The sequence below is a fragment of the Microbacterium oxydans genome (assembly GCF_000956405.1).
GTDB classification, from domain to species: Bacteria; Actinomycetota; Actinomycetes; order Actinomycetales; family Microbacteriaceae; genus Microbacterium; species Microbacterium oxydans_C.
In genome coordinates this window covers 1-16,891 of the sequence record NZ_JYIV01000017.1, presented here as the reverse complement: position 1 = coordinate 16,891, position 16,891 = coordinate 1, and the positions used below count along the sequence as shown (strand labels likewise).

Below are 16,891 nucleotides of genomic sequence, written 5' to 3'. Positions count from 1 at the left end.
CGCGGGGGTCAGATCCTGGCGTCCTGCTTCGGCACGAGGACCTGCTTGATGATGATGAGGATCGACGCGGTCACCGGCACCGCCACCAGAGCGCCGAGCAGGCCGAGCAAGGTGCCGCCGGCCAGAGCTCCGATCACGACCAGGGATCCGGGGACCGAAACCGCCCGGTTCATCACGCGCGGGGTGATCACGTACGCCTCGATCTGCATGTAGACGAGGTAGATCGCGGCGAAGACCAGGGCGGCGATCGGGTTGGTGAACAGCGCGAGGCAGGTGCCGAGGATCCAGAACAGCACCGAACCGACCAGCGGGATCAGGGTGACGCAGAAGGCGATCGCCGCCATCAGCGGTGGGAAAGGCAGACCGAGGAAGAAGTAGAGGAGGAAGGCCAGTGTCGCGTTGCAGAACGCGAGGATCACCATGCCCATCACGTAACCGCCCACGGAATCGGTGATCTGGTCGGCGATGTCTCCGGCGCGAGCCCGGTCGCGCGCTGGAGCGAGACGCAGCATCCCCTGCTTCATGGAAGGGAGCGATGCGAGGAAGTACAGCGTGAGGACGAGCACCACGATGGCGCCGGAGATGCTGGTGGCGATCGAGGCTCCGACCGCGAGGGCACCGCCGCCGATCGTGGCCAGGTTGCCGAAGTCGGTCAGGAACGACTGCACCTGGGCGACGAGGTCCTGGAACTGATCGCCGAACTGCGCTTCCAAAGTCGCGTAGATGTCGCTGTGCGTGAAGTCCTTGATCATGCCGGGGACGGACTCCACGAAGCTCACGATCTGATCGATCACCACCGGCACGATCATCCAGAGCACCAGGGCGAACACGACGATGAGCGCGAGGATCGTGATGACCACCGAGATGACGCGAGAGAGACCGCGGCGCTCCAGGAACCGCACGGCGGGATCGAGGCCGAGCGCACCGAACAGCGCGAGTGCGATGTAGATCAGCACGGTGGACAGGTTCGACAGCGCGAGCCCGATCACGATCGCGCCCAGTCCACCCAGAGTCACCAGGAACCCGAACACGAACGGACGGTCGATGCGCGTCCAGAACGAGCGGCTCGGTGTCGTCGGCTCGATCACGACCGGACGAGGCGAGTCGGCCGCCGAGGCGATCACCGCGGCGGCGGAGTCGGGGGTGGAGTGTCGACGGCGGCCGGGAGTCCGCGTGGCGGGAGCGGTGGCGGGTGCGTCTTCGTCGTGCGGCGCGGATTCCGGCGACTCTTCGTTGCTCATGTGCTCACGATAGCGGTGGGCCGGATCGAAACCAGGTTGTCACGCGGCTCTAGAGTAGGGGGCATGACCGCCGCCGAAGACCCGAAGGCCGAACTGCTCCGACTTCGTGCCACCATCGACAACATCGACGCCGCACTCATCTTCATGCTGGCGGAACGCTTCCGTGCCACGCAGCAGGTCGGGCATCTCAAAGCGGAGCACGAGATGCCGGCGTCGGACCCGAATCGGGAGGAGCAGCAGGTCGCCCGACTGCGCGCGCTCGCCGAGGAGGCGCACCTGGATCCGGAGTTCGCGGAGAAGTGGTTCAACTTCGTGGTGGCGGAGGTCATCCGCCACCACACCGAAGCGGCCGAGAGTCGCTGAGAAGAAGGTGCCGGACGGGCGACGGTGTGTGCAGCACTCGCCCGTCCGGAGCTCGAGGTTCATTGACCAACTAAGTTCAATGAATAAACTTAGGGAGAGACTACGGATCGCACGACGATCTGTCAACAGCTCGCAAGGAGCGAGCCTCGGAACGGGAACACATGCTCAGCACCGATGACGGCCTCGACACCCAGGCGTCCGTCCGGCGTGCGAACCTGCGGCGGGCGCTGCAGCTGGTCTTCCGGAACCCGGGAACGCAGACGCGCGCGGGCATCGCACGCTCGACCGGTCTGACCGCCGCCACCGCGTCGTCCCTCGTGGCCGAGCTCATCGAGAACCGGCTGATCGTCGAGGGGGAGCAGGCGGCGAGCACGGGGGGCAAGCGGGCGACCACCCTGAGCGTCGACGCGAGCCACCACGTGATCCTGGTGCTGGTCATCCAACCCCGTCACGCCGACATCGCTCTCGTCGCGCTCGACGGCACCGAGGTGGACGGCCGGCGCGTGAGCTACTCCGTGGAGGACCGCGACCGCACCCTCGACGACGCCGTCTCCGCCGTGGCAGAGGAGTTCGGCGGGAGGCTGCTCGCCGCCGGTGTGCAGCTGCCGGGCACCACCGATGGGCGCGTGGTGCTCGAGAGCGTGCAGTTGAAGTGGCAGAACGTCCCCCTCGCGGAACGGTTCGAGCGTGTGCTCGGTGCGCCGGTGCTGCTGATCAACGACGTCGACGCGGAGGCCATCGCCGAAGCCGGCATGGAGGAGTCGCCGTCCGGCTACCGGCTCTTCATCCACCTGGGCGGCGGTGTCGGAGGGGGGCTGTCGCGTGCCGGCGGTGCACTGTTCGACGAACTGCGCACGCGCTTGGCGGAGCGGCTGAGTTTCCACCGCATCCCCGCTCTGGTCCCGGCCGAACTCTCCGGCAATGCGGGTCTGCTCGGCGCCGCGCTTCGAGCTCGGGAGCTCACGTGATCCTCACCGTGACCGCCAACCCCGCCCTCGATCTCACGTGGCGCGTGGACCGACTCGTCGAGGGCGGAACGCACCGCGCGGAGGCCGGAGCTGCACGCGCGGGTGGCAAGGGGCTCAATGTCGCCCGCGTGGCTCACACGGAAGGCGCGGCCGTGCTCGCGGTCACCACCGTGGGCGGTCGGGTCGGCGAGGAGTTCGCGGAGGAGCTGCGGGCGAGCGGAGTGCCCCACGCTCTGGTGCCGGTCTCCGCCCAGACCCGTCGCAGCATCGCGGTGGTCGACGAGACCCTCGGAGACACCACGATCATCAACGAACGGGGCGTGAACCCGACCGACGTCGAGTGGGCCGCGCTGCTCGCCGAGGTGGTCGAACGGCTCGCGGGTGCCCGGGTGCTCGTCGTGTCCGGCAGTGTGCCACCCGGTGCGCCGGAGTCGTTGATCCCCATGCTCATCGCGGTGGGAAGGGATGCCGGCGTGCCGGTCATCGTCGACACCTCCGGCCCTGCGCTGCTGCTCGCCGCCGACGCCGGAGCCACCGTGCTCAAGCCGAATGCGGCCGAGCTGGTCGAAGCCACCGGCAACGCAGACCCGGTCGACGGAGCCCGATCGCTCATCGCCAGGGGCGCGGAGCTCGTGCTGCTCTCGCTCGGCGCCGAGGGCATGCTCGCTGTCACGGCGACCGAGCTCGTGCATGCGCGCCTGGACGAACCGCTCTCCGGCAACCCGACGGGTGCGGGCGATGCCGGTGTCGCGGCCTGCGCCGTGCTCTACGCCGCCGGGGTGCGCGACCCCGAGCAGATCCTCCGCCGGGCCACGGCCTGGTCGGCTGCTGCGGTGCTCTCGCCTCTCGCGGGTGACATCTCCCCGCGCTGGACCGAGCTCGAACAGCAGCTGCGCGTCTCGCACCCCGACCCCACATCCTTCCGGAAGGACCCCTCGTGACCCTCGTCTCCGCTCGCGACCTCGTCTCCGCCGCATCCGCTGCCGGCACGGGCATCGGCGCGTTCAACGTGATCCACCTCGAGACCGCGGAGGGCCTGGTGCGGGCCGCCGCGCTCGCGCAGCTCCCCGTCATCCTGCAGATCTCCCAGAACTGCGCCGACTATCACGGTGGTCTCGAGCCCATCGCCCTGGCGACTCTCGCGGTGGCACGGCGCGCGCAGACGCCTGTGGCGGTGCACCTCGACCACGCCGAGCGGCCGGAGCTCGTCGACGAGGCCATCGCGCTCGGCTTCGGCTCGGTCATGTTCGACGGCGGCGCGCTGCCCTACGACGACAACGTGGCGCTCACCGCGGCGGTCGCGGCGCGCGCGCACGAGGCAGGTGTCTACGTCGAGGGCGAGCTCGGCGAAGTGGGCGGCAAGGACGGAGCCCACGCACCCGGCGTGCGCACCGATCCCGACGAGGCGCGTGCGTTCGTGGCGGCGACCGGTGTGGATGCTCTCGCGGTCGCGGTGGGCTCGTCGCACGCGATGACCGACCGCACCGCATCGCTCGATCTCGACCTGATCGGGCGCCTTCACGAGGCCCTCCCCGTGCCGCTGGTGCTGCACGGATCATCGGGTGTCGCGGATGCCGTGATCGCCGATGCCGTGCGCGCCGGCATGACCAAGATCAACGTCTCGACGCACCTGAACGGGTTCTTCACGCGTGCCGTCCGCGAGAAGCTCGCCGCCGACGAACGCCTGGTCGACTCGCGCAAGTACCTCGCCCCGGCTCGCGACGCCCTCGCGGACGAGGCGGCGCGCATGCTCCGGCTGTTCGCGCTGCAGCCTGCGGAACCGGTCACCCGATGAAGCGCGCTGCCCGGCTGAACGCGATCCTCGACCTGCTGGCCGCGAAGGGCGAGGTGACGGTCGAAGAGCTGGTGGAGCAGTTCGAGGCGTCTGCCGCGACCACCCGTCGAGACCTCGACACGCTCGCCGAGCAGCGTCTGCTCACCCGGACGCACGGCGGAGCGGTCGCGCAGACCGTCGCGTACGAACTGCCCATCCGATACAAGAGCCACCTGCGCACGCACGAGAAGGCCAGCATCGCGCAGACCGCCGCCGGCCTGGTCGCACCCGGGATGGTGGTCGGGCTCTCGGGAGGGACGACCACGACCGCGATCGCCGCAGCGCTCGCCGCGCGCGACGACCTCGCGGGGAGCGGTGGCATCACCGTGGTCACCAACGCCGTGAACATCGCCGCCCAGCTCGCCACCCGGCCCGACATCAAGGTGGTCGTCACCGGTGGCGTCATCCACTCGCGCAGCTACGAACTGGTCGGCCCTTTCGTGGAGCAGCTGCTGCGCGGGGTGCGGCTCGACATCGCCTTCATCGGCGTGAACGGCATGGACGCCGTCGCCGGTGCGACCACGCAGGACGAGCGCGAGGCCGCGGTGAACCGCATGATGGCCGAACGCGCACGCCGAGCGGTCGTGGTGACCGACGGCAGCAAGCTCGGCGTCGAGGCGTTCTCGACCGTGGGTGGCGTCGACCTCTTCCCGACCGTCATCACCGACGCCGGAGCCGACGCCGAGGTGCTCGCAGCGCTCCGTGCCGCGGGCTACGCGGTGCTTGTGGCCTGACGGGTCACGCACCGAGCGCGGTATACTCAAAGTATGACTACGACGATCAAGGTGAGCGATGACCTGCGCGACCGGCTGAAGGAGCAGGCCGCGCGTGACGGTCTCACTCTCGGCGCGCATCTCGCTCACCTTGCCGACGCGGAGGACCGCCGTCGGAGACTGCAGTCGCTGAAGCATGCGATCGAGCGGACGGCTGCGGCCGACAAGCAATCGCATGCTGCAGAAGCCGCCCAATGGGAGCGGACTGACCTGACCGACGCGACCGCGTGACTTCCTCCTCGGAGCTCGCACCAGGACGAGTCGTCTGGGCCGCACTCGAGCCGGTGCGCGGCAGGGAACAGGGGGGACATCGTCCCGTTCTGGTCGTGGCCTCGGCTGGATACGTGGATGCCGTGACCACGCTGGCCATCGTGCTGCCGATCACGACGACCGACCGGGGCTGGCCGAATCACGTCGTCGTGGACGGGCCGAGCGGACTCGATCGGCCATCGTGGATCATGACCGAGCAACCTCGCACGCTTTCCCGCGACCGCCTCACGGGGACGGCAGGTGAGGTCACGGAGGAATGCCTGGCCTCGGTACGTGCCTGGCTCGGTGACTTCCTCGAACTCTGAGGAGCGTCGCACCCCAAGGGCCCCGACGTCCCCAGATCGTCGAGGCCCTCTGAGGGTGCCGCGGCGGCCTGCCGCATCATCCTCGAGCAGATGGTGTCCGTGTCGTGTTCGCGCTCCCCAGTGCGCATGATCCCCAGATCCGACTGCGCCTCCCTCGCGCCTCTCCCTTCGAGGCCCTTCGCATGGCACCTTCCGAAGAACAGGAGTCAGCGGTCCTCCTTCTGATACACCGAATGGAGGAAAAGTTCAGAATCCGTTGCCGTGGCACTGGAATGGCGCGCTCAGGCCGGTCTCGGTGGATGCCCGCGCGAGCGCGACGGCCGGTGCGGCACCTTCGGACAGGCCGGTGTGCACGGCGCTGAGGAGCTCGGCTGCGACGTCATCCGGAACGGCGACGGGGGCGGCGATCACACAGTCGGCCCCGGCGTGCAGCCACACCCGCGTCATGCCCAGGGCCTCCTCGCCCCATCGCACGGACGAGCGCCCGAGCTCGCACGCCGACAGGATCACGGTCGACGGCACCTCCGGGATCAGGTCGACGTCGTAGCCGAACAGCACGCCGTCGGCGAGCTCGAAACCGGAGAACAACGGGTTGTCCACCGCATGCCTGCCGTGCGCGGCGATGTGGAGCACATCCGACGCCGCCGCGAGCTCGGCCACAGCTGCGACCGTCGCCTCCGAAGGGTCCAGCACTCGCGGTGCGCGGCCGGTCGCTCGCCAGGTCTCCGCCGCGCGCTCGATCTCGTCGTCGGCGCGGGCGACTCGCGGACCGGCGGCGAAGCCGATCATGGACGGCGCGGTGGTCGTGCGTGACGGTCCCCCGAGCAGGCGGGACGCCGACGTCGCAAGAGTGAACGGGATGCCGGACATGCCGGGGAGCATCGCCCAGGGGACTCCGCCGAGCGCGCCGGGAACCGTGATCGCCACGCGCGACGCGGACGGCGCGGCACGGCGCACGGGGTCGAGCAGCTCGGCGTCGAGGAGCCCCAGCCGTGAGATGAGCGCCCGTTGGGTGACCGCCCCCATCAGTCCCCCGCGCGTGAGCGCGGCCATGTCGAGATCGGCGCGGAGGCCGTCGAGCGCCGTCTGCACCCGCCCCCACGACAGGTCGACGATGGTCGCGCCGGCGGATGTCGTGACCACGGCCTGCAGGTCGCGTCCGGTGAAGACGTAGGAGAGAATCGCCAAGTCGGGGTCGAGCAGTGCCGTCGCCTCCGCGAGTCCCAGCCGCTCCCTGGTGCCGCTGGAACCGGTGGCCGCCCACTGCCGCTCGCGCACCCTGTCGCGGAGCGCCCGCACCCTCGCATCCGTCGTCCAGTCGCCCCCGGCCAGCTCGGCGCGCAGCATCCGCAGCTCGGCCAGGTCCATCGCGAGGGACTCGTCGTGGGGCGGTCGCACCGGAGCGACCTGCTGGCTGAGATGGCGCGCACGCTCGGACCACTCGAACAGTGTGGCGGGATCACGCAGCCGGGCCGCAGCGGACAGCCCCGCGTACATCAGGTCGCTGCCGTGCATGGCGACCGAGGCCTGCAGGTCGAGGGCGCCGAACGACTGCTGCCACGCAGTGAGCAGATCGAGGCCATCGGCGGCGGCGCGCAGAGCATCGCGGTCACGGCCGGCAGCCGCGGCGCGCGCCGCACGCACTTCCTGGGCACGCAGGCGCAGGGGTGTCGGCGCGGTGTCGTCGAGTCGCGGCAGGCGGCCGGAGCCGTCACGGCGCGCACTCAGACGCAGCCCTGTCGCCTCGGTGCGGAAGCCGCTGCGTTCGAGGGCTTTCGCCGTCCGGATGAATTCCGCGTCGTCGATGCGGCGATGCGGCTTCGCCCGCTGCTGCGCCTCCAGCCGCACCGCGTCCGCTCGGGCCGCCCACCCGTCGTTCGCGAGCGCGGTGAAGCGCCGCGCCGCCGTGCGCGCTGCGCGCTCGGCGGCGGCGGGATCATGCCGCAGGAGAGAGCGAGCCAGGTGGAACTCCGACTCGCCTCTGGCCTGTCGCATCCGCTGGGCCCCGAACTGCACGGCGACCTGTTCGAGGAGTGCTTCGGCCTCGGTCGTGAGCCCCGCATCTCGCAGCACCTCCGCGCGGTCGAGGTCGCTGATGGCCGCAGCGAGGTCGCTGATCGCGGCGAGCTTCGGACGGGAACGGGTCATCAGGGTGAGCGCGGTGACGAGATCGCCTCCGAGCAGGGCCGCGTACCCGAGGTTGTGCCTGGCCTCGGCGAGCGGCTCCTCGTCGTCATTCGCCTCGTACACGGCCACCGCGCGCCGCAGATCCTCGACGCAGGTCTCCAGCTCACGCTGCTGCATCCTCACCACCGAGCGGTTCATCAGACAGTTCGCGAGCTCGGTGGTGGCGTCTCCGATCGCGGTGAGCGTGTCGATCGCACGTCCGAGCTCGATCTCCGCCTCGGCCAGTCGACCACCGTGCATGAGCAGGGTGCCGAGCTGCCCGCTGAGCACCGCGATCGTCTCGTTCCGCAGGCCGGATCGGCCGAGCGCTTCGCGGCACAGCTGCTCGGCGGCGGTCGGCTTCCCCGTCTGAGCGAGGACGTAGGCGACGGTGCCATCGATGCGTGCGCGGAGATCGGGATCGTCAGCGCGGACGGATGCGGCGTCGAGGGCTCGCCGAGCCTGCGCGAACCGCCGGGCATTCGCCGCCTCGACGCCGCGCCGGTGCAGCTCGATCGCGGACAGGGGCATCCCTCCAGGATGCCGTGCTCCCGGGCTCCGCGGAAGAGTGCGGGTCGAGCGTGACACCCGTCGGGAGAAAGTTCATTCGTCGGACGACGCGCCGCGTCCTGATCCGGCATCCGTGCATTCGTCCTGCAGGTGCACCGCCGGGCGCCCCGGGCAGCCGCCCGGCACCAGGACGAGCCGCCCGCATCGGTACGGACGGCTCGTCCCGGGGGTGCGTCAGACGGGATCGACCGGGCTCGGCAGCGACTTCAGGACGGCGGCGACCGCCTTCGCCGCTGCGCCGGGGCTTGCGCCGCCGACCGGCACCGTGCCGAGCTGAGCGGCGACGCGAGCCGCGACATACGGTGCCGAGAACGAGGTGCCGCTCCACACCGCGAAGCCGCCGCGGTAATCGTCGGGGTCGATCGTCTCGCGGCGGAGACCATCCACGTCGGCCCTCGTCGCCGCTTGAGCGCCCCCCACGAACGCGGGAGAGGTGCTCACCACCGCGGCCCCGGGCGCATAGGCCTGCACCCAGGGGCCGATGTTGGAGAACAGCGCGACCGAATCACCGGACGGATTCAGTGCGCCGACGGACACGAGCGGTGCGCCCTTATCGCGGTGAATGCCGTTGTCCGCGCCCGGCCATGGCCACAGAGACGCGGGGAACGAGGGGCGATCGATCGCGTCGTTCCCTGCGGAGCACACCACGACGCAGCCGAGTTCGCGGGCCTTGGCGAGCAGCTGATAGAGCGTGAGACTGAACAGCCCGTCGGTCGGCGTCTCGTGGTAGTAGCTGAGCGACAGGTTCAGCACGTCGATCGGGAAGCCCGTCTTCGGGTTCTCGCGGTGGCGGGCGAGCAGCGTCACGACCTGGGCGACCGTCTCGAGGAGGGTGCTCTCGTCCACGACCCCGAGCGCCCCCGCCACCCGGATCGAGAGGATGTCCGCATCCGGAGCAGCCTGTCGGACGAGTCCCGCGATGAAGGTGCCGTGTCCCGCGACCGCGTCGATCTCCCCGTCGAGCTGCCCGTAGAGGTCGGGGTAACGCTCCGGATCGGCGTCATCGGTCAGCCCGACCGGCACTCCGTCGAGCTCGACGGTGCGGGTGACGATGTCGGCGGGAAGCCAGGCGTGCTCCCCGCAGCCGGTGTCGAGCACGGCGACCACCGGGCGCCGGCCACGCTTCGGGTTGGGGCCGCGCAGGGGTGCGGGCCCCAACCAGGTGACCGGCTGTCGTGCTCCGCGTCCGGGCTCCAGGTAGTCGTCGCTGCCGCCGGCGCCGCCCGCCCCGCGCACCGGGTTGGTGCGGGTGAACGGGTTGGTGCGGGTGAAGGGGTTCGTCCTGGTGAAGGGATTGAGCCCGACCGGGTCGATGGAGAGCACGTGGTCGAGGCTCGTGCGCGGCATCGTGGAGCGGGACATGCGACGTGCACGTTGCAGCACCCGCCAGGCATCCGGTGCGACGGGGGATTCACCGCGCACCGGCTCGTCCGGCGTGCGCAGTCGTGCGCGCAGGAAACCGGGGACGCCCGGCACGAGTTCGCCGTCGACCGCTGAGCGGGTGTCGTCCTCGATCTCGAGCTGCCAGCCGAACGTGTCCGCCGCGTCGCGGAGCGTGCGCACCTCCCGGTCGTAGGCCTCCTCATCGCCGAGAGCGCGGGTGATCAGCAGGCGTTCCGGCAGGTACGCCGTCGGGAACGCGCGGATTCCGTCCACCGGCTCCGTGCTCGGGTCGAGCGCCGTACCCCGTCGGATCGATCCCTCCGCGCGGTCCTGCCAGGTCCATCCCTTGGGCTGATCCATGCGTCATCCTCTTCCTGCGGGTGGACCCGCGTCTTCATCGACGGGCGGCGCCCGTGGTCACAGCTCGAACTGCGGGGTCGCCAGCGTGCGCGTCTCGTCCCCGATCACGGTGGTCAGCTGAACGCGCGTGAGGCCCGGCGGGACGTCGTCGAACACGAAGCGTCCGGTCTCCTCCGGCGTGGTCGACCTGGTCTTCTCGCCCTGAGTCAGGACGATCTCGGCGGCTGCGGTGTCGACCCAGCCGTCGACGCGGCGGCGCCCGGAAGCCGTCGTCGTCACGTGCAGCAGGATGCTCGTCGATCCGTCGCTGAACTGCAGGGTGAGCGCGTCGGCCTCGCCCCGCACCGCGCCGAGTTGCCCTTCGACCAGGGTGAGCAGCGCGTACTCACGGTTCAAGCCGTCGGCGGCGACCGCGGCGACCATGCGGTCGATGAGGCCGGCGGGCACCGGATCCACGTCGCTCCACAGGGAGCGGAGCCGGGCGAACATCTGGGCGTCCTCGTGTTCGGTCATGCGAATCCCCCTGCCTGCGCTGTCGGTGGCGCGTCCAGCAGGGCACGCAGTTTGGCGAGGCATCGGTTCCGCGTGGGGCCGATGCTGCCGATGGGCATGGCGAGGTCGGTGGCGATGCGGGCGTAGTCCGGACGATCCTCGAACGCGATCACACGCAGCAGCTTCTGGCAGCGCTCGTTCAGACGCCGCACAGCCGCCCACAGTCGGCGGTTCTCGTCGCCGAGGGTGGCGTGCTCTTCGGCCGACGCCTGTTCAGGCAGCAGCGTATCGAGGTCGTCCGTGTCGGTCGTGTCGACCTTGCCGTGCGCTTTCGCGACTTTCCAGGCCTCCCGGCGGGCGGTGGTCGTGAGCCAAGCCGATACGGCCCGTGAGTCGCTGATCGAGTCGTGGCCGCGGACGAGTTGCAGCCAGGTGGTCTGCACCACGTCTTCGGCGAGGGTGCGCTCCAGCCCATAGGCGCGCACGACGTGCCAGAGCACGGGCGTCATCAGCCGTACGAGCTCGTCCATCGCGCGGCTGTCGCTCTCGCGCCATGCATCGAACAGATCGGCGGCGCGCTCCCAGCGTGCGCGCCCGTCGTCCGAGGCAGGATCGTGAGCGGTGCCGGGTGCACCGTCGATCATGAAGCCCATTGTGATCACACCTACCAGGAGCGCGGCAAGGGCTTTCTGATACATGTCCGCATCCAAGAATCCGCGCGGATGATCGTGCGCGATCGGTATGTCAATGCTGAGGCGGGGGCCGAGCGTCGTGCAGCGTCCCGCTAGACCAGGAAGTACAGAGCCACACCGATGACGACGCACACCGGGGCAACGTTGGCCACGGCGCGGTGTATCCGCTTCGCTCGACGTGCGGTCAGAGCGACGACCAGAAGGGCCACCCAAACGGCCCAAAGAACCACGAGGCCTGTGGTCAGCACGGCGGGGTGCGTTATCTCTGCCTTGGCGAGGTAGTAGTACGTCGCGAAAGCGTTGAACGCGAAAGTCAACGACAGAAGTGCCCACCGTTTCGCGCGCTGAGTCTGGCCGTCGTCATCGTCCAACACAGTGTTCTCCAGGTCAGACACCGCAGCACGCATAGGTCCACCTCCGACAATTCTGAGAAGCGCACAGAGAACACATGATGATTGCGCAAGACAGGAGCGCGATCGGATTTCCTCCCGCCCATGCGCAGCCACCGCAGCAGGTGAGAACCGCCGCTGTGTTCAGATCAGAACACGTGCGGCACGAGTGTTTTCCTGGAGGGCAAGCCTTTGCGGATGCGGCAACCCTCGCGTCGAACTTCGCTCGACTCGTCATCGCTGACCGCGCGTCCACTCCCATGGAATCCAAGTTCATGTTTCTGCCATCCTCCGAGACCGTGAAGGTCGTCGTCGCAGTACGCAGGACGGTGTCGTCAGATGCCAACTGCACGTGTCGGGCATAGATGCGCGACGTGGCCAAGGAGGCGCTGAGGGCGACAACCGTGCCGGACATGCCCGCGGCAACAGACATGGGCAATGGAGCGCCTTCTGCGCGCGCCCCGTAACTGCGTTCCATCCTCTCGAGGTCGTCTTCGAAGAAGCGAAGATACCTCGCACGTTCTTCTTCAGTCGCTGCTCTTGCCTCTCTCGGCTGCCACTGCCAGGGCGCTTCTCCGTCGGAGCTTTCTGCCGCGGGTGGACGCATCCCGGCACTCGCGAACTCGGGGAATACCACTGCAGCGAGACCGCTGAGCCCGATTCCGATGAACGATCTGCGTTTCATGCTCACGATGGATCTCCAATCCGTTGCGCCACTGTTTGAGTTCGAGGCGCGGCGCTCTCGTCTTCCTTTGCCGTGTGCTGGTCCGGTGAGAGCGCCCGAGTTAGACCAGCGAGGGTTGCCACGCCGACGAGACACCATCCGACCCACCCTTCGATCAACGCCGCTGGGGGCAGAAGAATTGAAGGCAGCAGGGCGAGCATCATGACAGCGTTGCGCCCGACCACGACCCAGTTGGCCTGTGATCTGAGAACTGAGCCGAAGCACCCGCAGTCCGTCGAGATCCTTCGGGTTATCACCGAGACCACCGCCGAGGTGTAGATCACGATGAGCCCAGCGGCCGCGAATGGCCAGGGTCCTGTGATTCCAAGGACCAGGCAAAGCCCAACCGCCAGTTCGATCGGCGGGAGGAAGGAAGCCGTCAGGCGCACCATCGGCGGAGGAAGGACACGGTACCTCGCGATCGTCTCGCCGAGCTTGCGTCCTTCTCGAAGCTTGAGGACGCCAGTAAAGACGAGAATGAGCCCGACCAGCGCCGACAGTGCGTAACCCAATGTTGACACGGCCACTCCCTTGTGAGCATTTAACATCTAACGTGTTACTTCTCCAAGCTACCTCTTCTCTTCCCATCGTTCTGTCCCCTCTTTGGGGGACATGTAGATCTCGCGCCGCTGGTGAGCGAAAGTCCGAAGCGTCCGTGGCGGCAAGGCTCAGACGATCGGCCCATAGATGAAGTCGATAGCGTGGAGGGGTGATCACCCTCGCCGTCCTGCTGTTCCTCAACGCCGCCTTCAACGCCCTGGTCTGGCCGCAGTTCTACAAGCGCGTGTCCAAGGACCCGCGGGCGCGGGACCAGAACGGAAAGGCCACTCCGTTCCTCAAGGTGCATGCCGTCCTCATCGCGGTTGCGCTCGTGCTCGCTCTCGTGTCACTGCTGGCGGGGATCGCCGCGCTGACCGGGGTGCTCTAGCGCCGACCGCGTTCTCCCGGGAGCTCAGGCCCTCTCGTATTGCTTCGCGTGGTCGGCCCAGCGGGACTCGACGGGCAGAGCGCGTAGCGCCCGATTGCTGACAGCCATCACCACGGCGACGAGGCAGAGCGCTGCGCACACCAGGATGGTCCACTCCCGGCCGATCCAGGCGAGGCCGAAGCCGGCGATGAGCGGTGCGAGTGGCATCGCGCCCATGCCGAGCACGCCGGCGGCACTGTTCGCGCGTCCCAGCAGGTGGCTCGGGGTCGCGACCATGAAGTAGCCCATCATGGCGGCGTTGAGCGCCGGGACCAGCAGCACTGAGACGCCGAGCACCACGGCGATGATCAGCGGGTCGGTGACCAGCGACAGCACGACGGCGCCTGCCGAGATCACGCAGAGCCCCGCGATCGTCAGGATTCCGGCTTTGATGCGCGGGATGAGCAGAGGGGCCACCACGGCTCCCGCAAGCATCATGGCGCCGATCGACGCGCTCAGGGCGCCGATCAGCAGCTCGGAGTGCCCGTCCTGCTGGAGGGCGTAGATGATGGTGGTGATCGTGGCGTTGAAGCCGAGGTTGATGACCGTCGTGATGAGCAGCACCCCGCCCAGGTCGGGCCGGGAGAGCAGCCACCCGAACCCCTCGCGGAGCTCCTTCCACGCGTCGGGCTTCGCCGCGGGCGGGGTCGGTGCCGAGGTCGAGGTGGGTGCTGTGCCAAAACCCAGACCATCCGCCGCACTCGCGGCGTGTTCGGGCTCGACTCGCCGAGGTGCGGGCACGTCGTCTGGGTTTTCGCCCGCATCGACCACTCCGGCACGTCGCGCCTGACGCCCCAGCATCCATGCAGTCACAGCCGCGATCACGTGACACAGGGTCATGACCACGCCGACGAGCCAGCCGCCGACGCCCAGCAACAGTCCTCCGAGCGGGCCCCCGGCGAGTTGAAGTGCGGCATCGCGCCCCTGGTTCGCGGCCTGGGCGCGCCCCATCGCGTCGTCGGGGACGATCTCCTTGATGGCGCTCTCGCCCGCCACGTCGAAGAGGCCGCTGCGCACGGCGAGCAGCACATCGATCACGAGCAGCGAGGTGAAGGTCAGAGCGTCTCCCAGCGCGAGAAGTGTGAAGCCCCCGGCGAGCACGATGCCGATGAGCGAGCCGAGGAGCATCAGCGCGATACGGCGATGGCGATCGGCCAGTACGCCGCCTGCAAGGGTCGCGAGGAGCCGGGCCGCCATCCCGACGCCGCCGATGATGCCCGCCTGAGCGGGGTCGTTCGTCACGATCAGAGCGAGCAGGGGGATCGCGAAGCCGAACAGCGCGGCCGCGAGTCCCTTGCTCGTATCGCTCGCCAGCCAGGTCAGATAGCGCGTGTTCCGCCACAGGCGATGAGGCTCGGTCAGGGTCGTCATGCGTCGAGACTAGATGCGCAAGAAATATTGCGCAAGTCTTATTGCGCAATTGTGAGTGCGGATAGGATCGGGGGATGACGGAGGATCGCACGAAGAGCACGCGCGAGGATCCCGCCTGGATGACGTCGGCCATGCTCAAGGCCTACTCGCATCCGCTTCGGCGCCAGATGATCCGGCTGTTCGCCCGGCGGGAGTTCCTGCGGGCCGCCGACATCGCCGCCGAGCTGGGTGTGCCGGCGAACAGTGCCAGCTTCCACCTGCGTGCGCTCGCCGATGCCGGGCTCATCGAAGAGGCGCCGGATAAGGCCCGCGACCGGCGCGACCGTGTCTGGACGGGACACAAAGGACCGCTCAATGTGGGTGGCCCGGAGAGTCCGGTCGTCGACGAGGAACTCGGCAACGCCGTGATCGCCGCGCTGGTCGAGGATCACCAGGATCTGATGCGCCGCGTGACCGCCTGGACCCCCGAGTACGTCGCCGGGCGCACGGCTGAGGTGCACGCCGCCTTCACGCAGCGCACGATCAGATTGACCGAGGCTGAGTTCGACGACCTGATGGTCAAGGTGAACGAACTGATGAGTGCTGCCGACGACGCGCACGACGACGCCGACCCCGACGGGCGCTATTGGCAGGTGGACGTGATCGCCGCCGACGACACCATCTGACGCGACTACTCAGCTTCCTCTTCGCTCGCGCCGGAGGGTGAGCCCGTGCCGCTCAGGATCAGGATGCGGCGCAGGTGCATCGCGGTGAGCACTCCCGGTCCCATCGATCGTCGGACGTCGATGGTGCGATCGTCGACTGCCTCCAGAAGCAGTCGGATCGCGCGCGCCGCCTCGGCGCGGACACGGTGATCCTCACTGGAGGAGGCATCGCCGCGCGCGATCACCTCGGCCACCGCATGGCACGCGGCCGACAGCGGCTCCGGGAGAGCGGGGTCGAGAGCCAAGCCTGCCGGCCTCTCCCAGATGGTGTCGGCGATCTCGTCGGCGATGTCGCGGATGAGGTGGCCGATGCGATCGAGGGCCGCGAGTTCATCGTCGCTCTGCTGAATCCGGGAGCGGTGTCCCTTCGCGCGAGGATTGCCGCGCCGACTCTCCTCCGCCTCCGTCAGAGCCGTCCTCAGCTCCGAGGAGGTGTCAGCCAGCGAGGCCGCATCGTCGGCCCACTGCTCGTGCTCGGGAGGCCACGACTCCGCGACCGCCGAGCCGATGTCGTGCAGATGCGCGGCCAGCTGCTCGCGGAAGTCGGCCACCCGTCCGGCTGCGGCCATGGTGAGTGGTGCCGGTGCGATCATCAGGTTCACCACCAGGCCGATGACCACCCCGACCGCCATCTGCGTGAGATACCCGAGCGAATAGTCGTCGGCGTTCTGTCCGCCGATGATCAGCACGAAGAGGGCGGCCATCGGCACGTACTCGCGACCGACGCCGAACCACCCTGTCCCCGACACGAGCACGCCGAGGCCGACGACGAGAGGGATCGACCACCACGTCGGGCCCACGGTGATCACGATGAGTGTCGCGAGGCCGATTCCGGTGGCCAGCCCGAGCAAGGTCTGCAGGCTCGATCGCGCCGAGCCCATCAGGGTCGGATACATGCTCACCAGCGCACCCAGCGGGGCGTAATACGGGTACTCGTCGGTGACACCGGGCATGTGCGGTGCGATCGCCCAGGCCAGCCCGACCGCGAGCATCGTCTTCGCGACGAGCAGGAGGCGCGCGGGGAGCACGGCCTCATGCAGCGAGCGGGCGATACCCGAACGGCGGGCACGCAGACGGGGAGGGACCTTCACGCGCACCGAGCGTAGCGACCGTCGACCGCCCTGTGCACCCGGTTGCTTCTGCCGCGCTCCGCAGCTAGGAGGCGTGCCCAGGCGAAAACCCAGACCGTCCGGAGCTGGCTCGGCGCGTCGGCCTCAGTCTCGGGGGCGACACGCGGGGTGCGGGCGGATGGTCTCCGTTTTGGCGGGTGGAGTGTCAGGAGTGCGGAGGGAGTGTGGAGGGTGGGAGGGAGTGTGGAG

General features: G+C 69.0%; 18 protein-coding genes. 9 read left to right on the top strand and 9 right to left on the bottom strand.

What is annotated here, in order from left to right; all coding sequences use genetic code 11:
- Window positions 1–8: 8 nt before the first annotated feature.
- Window positions 9–1,241 (bottom strand): AI-2E family transporter, encoded by a 1,233-nt coding sequence (locus RN51_RS03270; protein ID WP_045262618.1) that lies wholly within the window; start codon window positions 1,239–1,241, stop codon window positions 9–11.
- A 63-nt stretch (window positions 1,242–1,304) separates the two neighbouring features.
- On the opposite strand from RN51_RS03270, the gene RN51_RS03265 reads away from it, so the two are divergent.
- The 7 genes from RN51_RS03265 (at window position 1,305) to RN51_RS03235 (ending at window position 5,754) form a co-directional block, all read left to right on the top strand.
- The gene (locus tag RN51_RS03265; protein ID WP_021200128.1) at window positions 1,305–1,604 is read left to right on the top strand and encodes a chorismate mutase; all 300 of its coding nucleotides are present in this window, start codon (window positions 1,305–1,307) and stop codon (window positions 1,602–1,604) included.
- A 161-nt stretch (window positions 1,605–1,765) separates the two neighbouring features.
- Window positions 1,766–2,572, top strand: a complete 807-nt coding sequence (locus RN51_RS03260) for an ROK family protein (protein ID WP_082066323.1) — start codon at window positions 1,766–1,768, stop codon at window positions 2,570–2,572.
- Complete coding sequence (locus tag RN51_RS03255; protein ID WP_045262617.1) at window positions 2,569–3,513, top strand: 1-phosphofructokinase family hexose kinase; 945 nt, start codon at window positions 2,569–2,571, stop codon at window positions 3,511–3,513. The genes RN51_RS03260 and RN51_RS03255 overlap by 4 nt, the downstream gene beginning before the upstream one ends.
- A complete protein-coding gene (locus RN51_RS03250) occupies window positions 3,510–4,367 on the top strand; it encodes a class II fructose-bisphosphate aldolase (protein WP_045262616.1) in 858 nt (285 codons plus the stop codon). The genes RN51_RS03255 and RN51_RS03250 overlap by 4 nt, the downstream gene beginning before the upstream one ends.
- Window positions 4,364–5,140, top strand: a complete 777-nt coding sequence (locus RN51_RS03245) for a DeoR/GlpR family DNA-binding transcription regulator (protein WP_045262615.1) — start codon at window positions 4,364–4,366, stop codon at window positions 5,138–5,140. Before RN51_RS03250 ends, RN51_RS03245 begins: the two co-directional genes overlap by 4 nt.
- A gap of 33 nt (window positions 5,141–5,173) precedes the next feature.
- Window positions 5,174–5,410: a hypothetical protein gene (locus tag RN51_RS03240; RefSeq protein ID WP_045262614.1), complete on the top strand. Its 237-nt coding sequence runs from the start codon at window positions 5,174–5,176 to the stop codon at window positions 5,408–5,410.
- Window positions 5,407–5,754: a type II toxin-antitoxin system PemK/MazF family toxin gene (locus tag RN51_RS03235; protein WP_045262613.1), complete on the top strand. Its 348-nt coding sequence runs from the start codon at window positions 5,407–5,409 to the stop codon at window positions 5,752–5,754. Before RN51_RS03240 ends, RN51_RS03235 begins: the two co-directional genes overlap by 4 nt.
- A 246-nt stretch (window positions 5,755–6,000) precedes the next feature.
- Here RN51_RS03235 and RN51_RS03230 read toward each other — a convergent pair whose 3' ends face one another.
- The 6 genes from RN51_RS03230 to RN51_RS18145 all read right to left on the bottom strand — a co-directional run bounded on the left by RN51_RS03230 (window position 6,001) and on the right by RN51_RS18145 (window position 13,051).
- The gene (locus tag RN51_RS03230; RefSeq protein ID WP_045262612.1) at window positions 6,001–8,451 is read right to left on the bottom strand and encodes a CHAT domain-containing protein; all 2,451 of its coding nucleotides are present in this window, start codon (window positions 8,449–8,451) and stop codon (window positions 6,001–6,003) included.
- 213 nt (window positions 8,452–8,664) lie between these two features.
- Entirely contained in the window at window positions 8,665–10,233 is a 1,569-nt protein-coding gene (locus RN51_RS03225) for a S8 family peptidase (protein WP_045262611.1), read from the bottom strand.
- Between the two features lie 57 nt (window positions 10,234–10,290).
- Complete coding sequence (locus RN51_RS03220) at window positions 10,291–10,746, bottom strand: hypothetical protein (protein WP_045262610.1); 456 nt, start codon at window positions 10,744–10,746, stop codon at window positions 10,291–10,293.
- Window positions 10,743–11,423, bottom strand: a complete 681-nt coding sequence (locus RN51_RS03215) for an RNA polymerase sigma factor (RefSeq protein ID WP_231579198.1) — start codon at window positions 11,421–11,423, stop codon at window positions 10,743–10,745. Before RN51_RS03215 ends, RN51_RS03220 begins: the two co-directional genes overlap by 4 nt.
- Window positions 11,424–11,509: 86 nt before the next feature.
- Window positions 11,510–11,791 (bottom strand): hypothetical protein, encoded by a 282-nt coding sequence (locus tag RN51_RS03210; protein WP_197073172.1) that lies wholly within the window; start codon window positions 11,789–11,791, stop codon window positions 11,510–11,512.
- A 702-nt stretch (window positions 11,792–12,493) separates the two neighbouring features.
- A complete protein-coding gene (locus RN51_RS18145) occupies window positions 12,494–13,051 on the bottom strand; it encodes a MauE/DoxX family redox-associated membrane protein (RefSeq protein ID WP_197073171.1) in 558 nt (185 codons plus the stop codon).
- Between the two features lie 188 nt (window positions 13,052–13,239).
- Between RN51_RS18145 and RN51_RS03205 the strand changes: the two genes are divergently transcribed.
- Window positions 13,240–13,458, top strand: a complete 219-nt coding sequence (locus RN51_RS03205; RefSeq protein WP_045262608.1) for an SCO4848 family membrane protein — start codon at window positions 13,240–13,242, stop codon at window positions 13,456–13,458.
- Between the two features lie 24 nt (window positions 13,459–13,482).
- On the opposite strand, the gene RN51_RS03200 is transcribed toward RN51_RS03205, so the two are convergent.
- On the bottom strand, window positions 13,483–14,868 hold the full coding sequence (locus RN51_RS03200) for an MFS transporter (protein ID WP_045262607.1): 1,386 nt from the start codon (window positions 14,866–14,868) through the stop codon (window positions 13,483–13,485).
- Between the two features lie 74 nt (window positions 14,869–14,942).
- On the opposite strand from RN51_RS03200, the gene RN51_RS03195 reads away from it, so the two are divergent.
- Window positions 14,943–15,533, top strand: a complete 591-nt coding sequence (locus RN51_RS03195; RefSeq protein WP_045262606.1) for an ArsR/SmtB family transcription factor — start codon at window positions 14,943–14,945, stop codon at window positions 15,531–15,533.
- A 5-nt stretch (window positions 15,534–15,538) separates the two neighbouring features.
- Here RN51_RS03195 and RN51_RS03190 read toward each other — a convergent pair whose 3' ends face one another.
- Window positions 15,539–16,663 (bottom strand): FUSC family protein, encoded by a 1,125-nt coding sequence (locus RN51_RS03190; protein ID WP_052674560.1) that lies wholly within the window; start codon window positions 16,661–16,663, stop codon window positions 15,539–15,541.
- Window positions 16,664–16,891 lie beyond the last annotated feature (228 nt).